Source organism: Aeromonas fluvialis (assembly GCF_000819885.1).
In the GTDB taxonomy this organism is placed as follows: Bacteria; Pseudomonadota; Gammaproteobacteria; order Enterobacterales; family Aeromonadaceae; genus Aeromonas; species Aeromonas fluvialis.
Window position 1 is genome coordinate 730 of the sequence record NZ_CDBO01000051.1, and the last position, 5620, is coordinate 6349.

Below are 5620 nucleotides of genomic sequence, written 5' to 3' on the forward strand. Positions count from 1 at the left end.
AGCTGACCGGCATGTCACTCAAGGAGGCCGGACGGCGGCACTGCCGGGCAGAAGTGCTGGATATGGATGTGAGATCGGGCAAGTACGAGTATCGATTGATCCGGCGCTGGTTCGCCGAGGAGAAGCGATTCTGCGTCTGGATGACCAACTTGCCACGTGATGCATGGCCAGCAGAGCGCGTGATGCGTCTGTATCGCTGTCGCTGGCAGGTTGAGTTGCTGTTCAAGGAGTGGAAATCGCACAACAACCTCAAGGGCTTTGTGACGGGCCAGCAAGCGATCGCCGAGGGTCTGGTATGGGCCGTTGATTTTCTGTCATGAAACGTTCGCTGGACAAAGCAAAGAAAATCGATACAAAACAGGACCTTGGAAGGTGTTTTGATTGACGTTTTTTCTTAAGGCCCTGTACATGGAGTTGTACTACGTCTAATATACGTAATTATCATGATGTTTATCATTAATCTATATTGGTTTCGCTGGAGAGTTTTACGAAGTATCATTTCATGAGGGTGTGCAAAGGTGAAAAAAGACTTAAAAGTACTATATTCAGACGCTGAATTAGATAATTCTAAAGAGTATATTGATTTTTTGCGAAAAAAATTTGCAACCGTTTTACTAGCTAATAATGGCGAACTAGCCTTAGAAAAATATTTTAAGTATAAGCCCGATTTTGTTATCACTGACATACAGATGCCTGTCATGAACGGTGTTGAGTTAATCAAAACTATCCGAAAAGAAGATCTGCACACTCCGATAGTTCTATTTAGTGCCCATGTCAACGAACCATTCATAACTGAATCATTTCAAAAAATCATCAATGGCGTTATTTTAAAACCTACCAGCAATGAAAGGCTACTCTCACTAATTAATTCAATTATGTCATCTAAAAACAAAAAAGATAAATCTAGCCCAAAATTTAACAAAGTACCTATGAAAATTGAAAATCACTTAGAAGATAGTTGCAATGATGTTCTATTGGTGGTTGGAATTGGTTCTAGTGCGGGTGGCTTAGAAGCACTGAGTGCATTAGTCGCAGGTCTTCCTGAGAAAAACAATACCGCCTATGTGGTTGCTCAACACCTCAGTCCAACGCATAAAACCATGTTAGTAGATTTACTTTCGCGTGAGACTATTTTACATGTAAAAGATGCCGTGCATGGTGAAATACTCGAGAGCGATATTATTTACATCACTCCACCGAACAATAATATCGAGATTGACTCAAACAACACCATTGTTCTTTCAGAACCAGATCGACTCTCATTTCTGCCCAAGCCATCGGTTAATAAACTTTTTATTTCGCTTGCTATGTACAAGAAAGATAAGGCAGTGGGCATTATCCTTTCAGGAACAGGTTCCGACGGTGCTCAGGGGATGCGAGCAATTAATGCGGAAGGTGGCATCACCTTTGTTCAGGATCCTGCCAGCGCAAAATTTGACGGAATGTCGCTTGCATCCATCAATGGCTGTAACATTGATATTATCACTGAGCCTGGTCTCATAGGGCAAGAACTAGTTGCACTTGCTAATTTCCCACGTCAAAAAGTGCTCAGCCGATATCAAATTACACAGCCTAATGACAACATAACGACTATTTTTGACCAATTACATAAATATAAAAAGGTCGATTTTTCTGTATATAAAAAAAGTACTATTGGACGAAGAATCGAGCGAAGAATGGTGGCGTTAAAAATGACCAACCTAACTGAGTATGTCGAAATATTAAAAGAAAACAAAAAAGAGGTAGAGCTTTTATACAACGATATATTAATAGGTGTCACCAGTTTCTTTAGGGATATAGAAGCTTATGAGGCTCTTGAATCCATACTAGATAGTTATCTTGACCAGAAACATGACAATAACGAGCTACGTATTTGGATGCCAGGGTCATCAACTGGTGAAGAAGCCTACTCTATTGCCATGACTGTCAACGAGTTGTTAGTTGAACGACAACTAACACTGAACTTTAGGATTTTTGCCACCGATATTGATGAAAATGCGCTAAAAATAGCCCGTAATGGGCTATATTCAGCTACATCTATGGCCAATATACCAGAAGACTATATTCAAAAGTATTTTAACATTAAAGATAAAGAATTTCAGATCAAGAAGAGTTTGCGTGAACATGTGGTATTCTCGTTTCACAACCTACTATCAGATCCACCATTCAAGCAAATAGATTTACTGGTATGCAGAAACTTATTAATTTATTTTAATCTTCATGCTCAAAAATATATTATGCCCACATTTCATTATGCATTAAAAAATAATGGAATATTGTTTTTGGGTAAGTCTGAAAATGCTACTAATTTTGAACATTTTTTTGTGCCAATAAATAAGGTTAATAAAATTTTCAAGAGTATCCCCACATCAAATGAAAATTATAATTCATTGATTGTTAAACCACCAGTTTATACTAAAATGGACTCAGTAATAAATCCTACCCCACAGGATGAAACTCCATTACACGAAAAAGTGGCTATTCAAGCGTCCAAACTACTCCTGCCTAATATTATCGTCACCAATGAACAACTTGAAGTTATCTATAAAAAAGGCTCACAAAGTTACCTTAATATTCCAGAGGGCTATGTTTCTTACAACCTATACAAGATTATTGATCCTCGGTTATCTATAGACCTGCGGAAACTAGTTAGTCAATCATTACAAATGAATGATGGTATTGTAAGCAGTATTTATATCCCCTTGCAATTTTCAAATCAGGACGCCATATACATCCAAATATCTCTCGTGCCAATTTTTAATGAACGTTCAAAATTATACATATTTTATTTTAATCAGGTATCTAGCAAGGATTTCCCTCAACTCCAGTTTAATCAACAGACTGATGAACAATATTCATATGATGCAATGCAACTTGAATTAAGCCGCACTAAAGAGCATATGCAAACGTTGATCGAAGAACTAGAAACTAGTAATGAAGAACTTCAATCTACTAATGAAGAATTACAAAGTTCTAATGAAGAATTGCAATCAACTAATGAAGAGATGGAAACAAGTAATGAAGAGTTACAATCCACAAATGAAGAGTTACAGGTTGCTTATGCAGAGCTCAAAGAGCTTTATCAGAATAACTCAAAGATTGCCAAGGACTTGAACTTACTAAACGATCGCTACACTTCAGTTCTTGATAGTATCAATGATATCGTGGTTGTTTCGACCTTAGACGGTATGTTTGTTAGAACGAATAAACGCATGGAAAGTTTGACCGGGCTGACTAAAGAACAACTGCTTGGGAAAAACTGGAATGATTTTTTCTATCTAATGCCCAGTAACTTCAGCGAAAATCGAGAGCAATCATTATCGCAAATCAATTATTTTGGGCCTTATTCATTAGAATTGAAAGGACAAGGTAGTAAGCGAAATTATCTTGAAGTGTGTGATTATTTAAACAAAGATGAGGCGGGCCAAATACAAATTTGGACATTTGCCAAGGATGTAACCAAAGAGATTCATTCACAAAATCAACTGTTAAAAAGTGAGCAAAAATTTAAATCTACTTTTGAATATGCAAATGTAGGTATAATGCATCTTAACCTTCAAGAAGAAATTATCATCGCAAATCCAACGATGTTAGACATGTTAGGTTACTCTCAAGCTAGTTTTCAAAACATCACAATGGCTGATATCTGCCACCCAGATGATAAAGAAATAGATACTGCGAAATTAAGAGAAATGGTTGATACTGATGAATATAGTTACAAAAAGCAAAGACGTTACTACAAAAAAGATGGCACACTTATTTGGGTAAGTATTGCCGTTTCGGTTGTAAGAGAAAATAACTTACCAGATTATTTTGTTTTCATTATTGAGGATATTACTAAAGAAAAATTATTAGAAGCAGAGTATATACAGGCTCAAACAGTCTTCAATGTAACACAGGAGGCGATTTTAATTACCGATAAGGAAATGAATTTTCAAAATGTCAATCCTGCATTTGAAAAGATAACCGGTTATAGAAAGTTTGATATAATTGGAAAGCATACTCGTATATTAAAATCGGAAAAACACTCTAAAGCTTTTTATGAAGAGATGTACCGTTCATTAACTATAACAGGAATTTGGTCTGGTGAGATTATTAACCGTACCAAGTTAGGCGAATATTATACAGCTTACCTTAATATCACCTCAGTTACTGACAGTAATAATAAAATCGTTCAATACATTGGCGTCATAACTGATATATCTCCACTTAAACAAGCTCAAGAAAAAATTAAATATCTCTCTAACCATGATGTATTAACAAATTTACCTAATCGCAGCTTGTTCAGTGATCGACTGACACATGCACTTGAGCAATCGAAACGAACACAGAAACATGTTGCACTTTTGTTTGTAGATTTAGATAGGTTTAAAGTTGTAAACGATGGGTTAGGACATCAAATTGGTGATCTTACTTTAATGGAAGTTGCGCATAGATTCAAAGAGGTTTTGCGCAACGAAGATACTGTTGCACGCCTCGGTGGTGATGAGTTTGTTGTTATATTAGAGGGGTTAAGTTCACCATTAAAAGCGGGTAAAGTTGCTCAAAATATAATTGATTGGCTCTCTAAACCGATGCTTATTAAAGGCCATACCATAAATATTGGTGCAAGTATCGGGATTAGTGTCTCTCCAATTGATGGTATCACTGCCAGTGAATTAATTAGTCAAGCAGATATTGCGATGTATGATGCTAAGTCTACTGGAGGAAACTCTTATCGTTTTACTAGCGAAGAATTATCCTCTTCAGCATTGCAAAAAGCAACATTAGAACACTCTATACGCAATGGCCTCAATAACAGCGAATTCAAGCTTTATTTTCAACCAATTGTCGATTTTAAAACTTCAGAAATTACTTATTTGGAAGCCTTAATTCGTTGGGATAATCCTAATTTAGGTTTGATCTCACCGAGCAAATTCATTCCCGTGGCAGAGGAATCTGGGCTGATTACAGAAATAACAAAATTTGTTGTTTATAACACGTTTATAACACTGTGTGAATTGCAGAAAGCAACTAAAAGCAACGTTAAAATTGCTATTAATTTCTCACAAAAAGATTTGAGCGATGAAAAATTATTCCATTACTTTAAGATGTATTTGGATAAATTTAATCTAGCAGGAAATTCAATTGCTATTGAGCTAACTGAAAGGCAGTTAATTGCTGCTGATGACGCCAATTATACCAATATTGAACGCTACAGAAAACTAGGTGTAGAGTTCTCGATGGATGATTTTGGTACTGGCTATTCTAATTTATCATATTTAATGGACAAACCTTTTGATACTCTCAAGATTGACCGTTCATTTATCAGCCAATTAAACAATGATCCTAAATCTGCAGAGTTAGTGAAAGCGACTATTTTAATTGCCAAAGCGCTGAAACTGAGAACTATAGGGGAAGGCATTGAGACCAAAGAGCAATGGCAATTTTTAAAGGATAATGGTTGTGACTTTGCTCAGGGTTTTTATCTTTGCACCCCAAAACCAATTGAAAAGTTGAAAGAAATTATTATTGGCAATAAGTTAAATTTAGATGACTTTAGTTAACTATAATGAACAGGACCTTGGATAGTAACGGTTCACCCAGACCAGTTGACAGGTAAAAAATGAGACGATCGTCC

1 protein-coding gene and 1 pseudogene are annotated in these 5620 nt (G+C 36.3%); both read left to right on the forward strand.

Annotated features, from left to right (window positions below; all coding sequences use genetic code 11):
• Positions 1–398: pseudogene (locus BN1125_RS10465) on the forward strand (transposase); the annotation flags it as partial.
• A gap of 120 nt (positions 399–518) precedes the next feature.
• The gene (locus tag BN1125_RS18140) at positions 519–5546 is read left to right on the forward strand and encodes an EAL domain-containing protein (protein ID WP_052446141.1); all 5028 of its coding nucleotides are present in this window, start codon (positions 519–521) and stop codon (positions 5544–5546) included.
• Positions 5547–5620 lie beyond the last annotated feature (74 nt).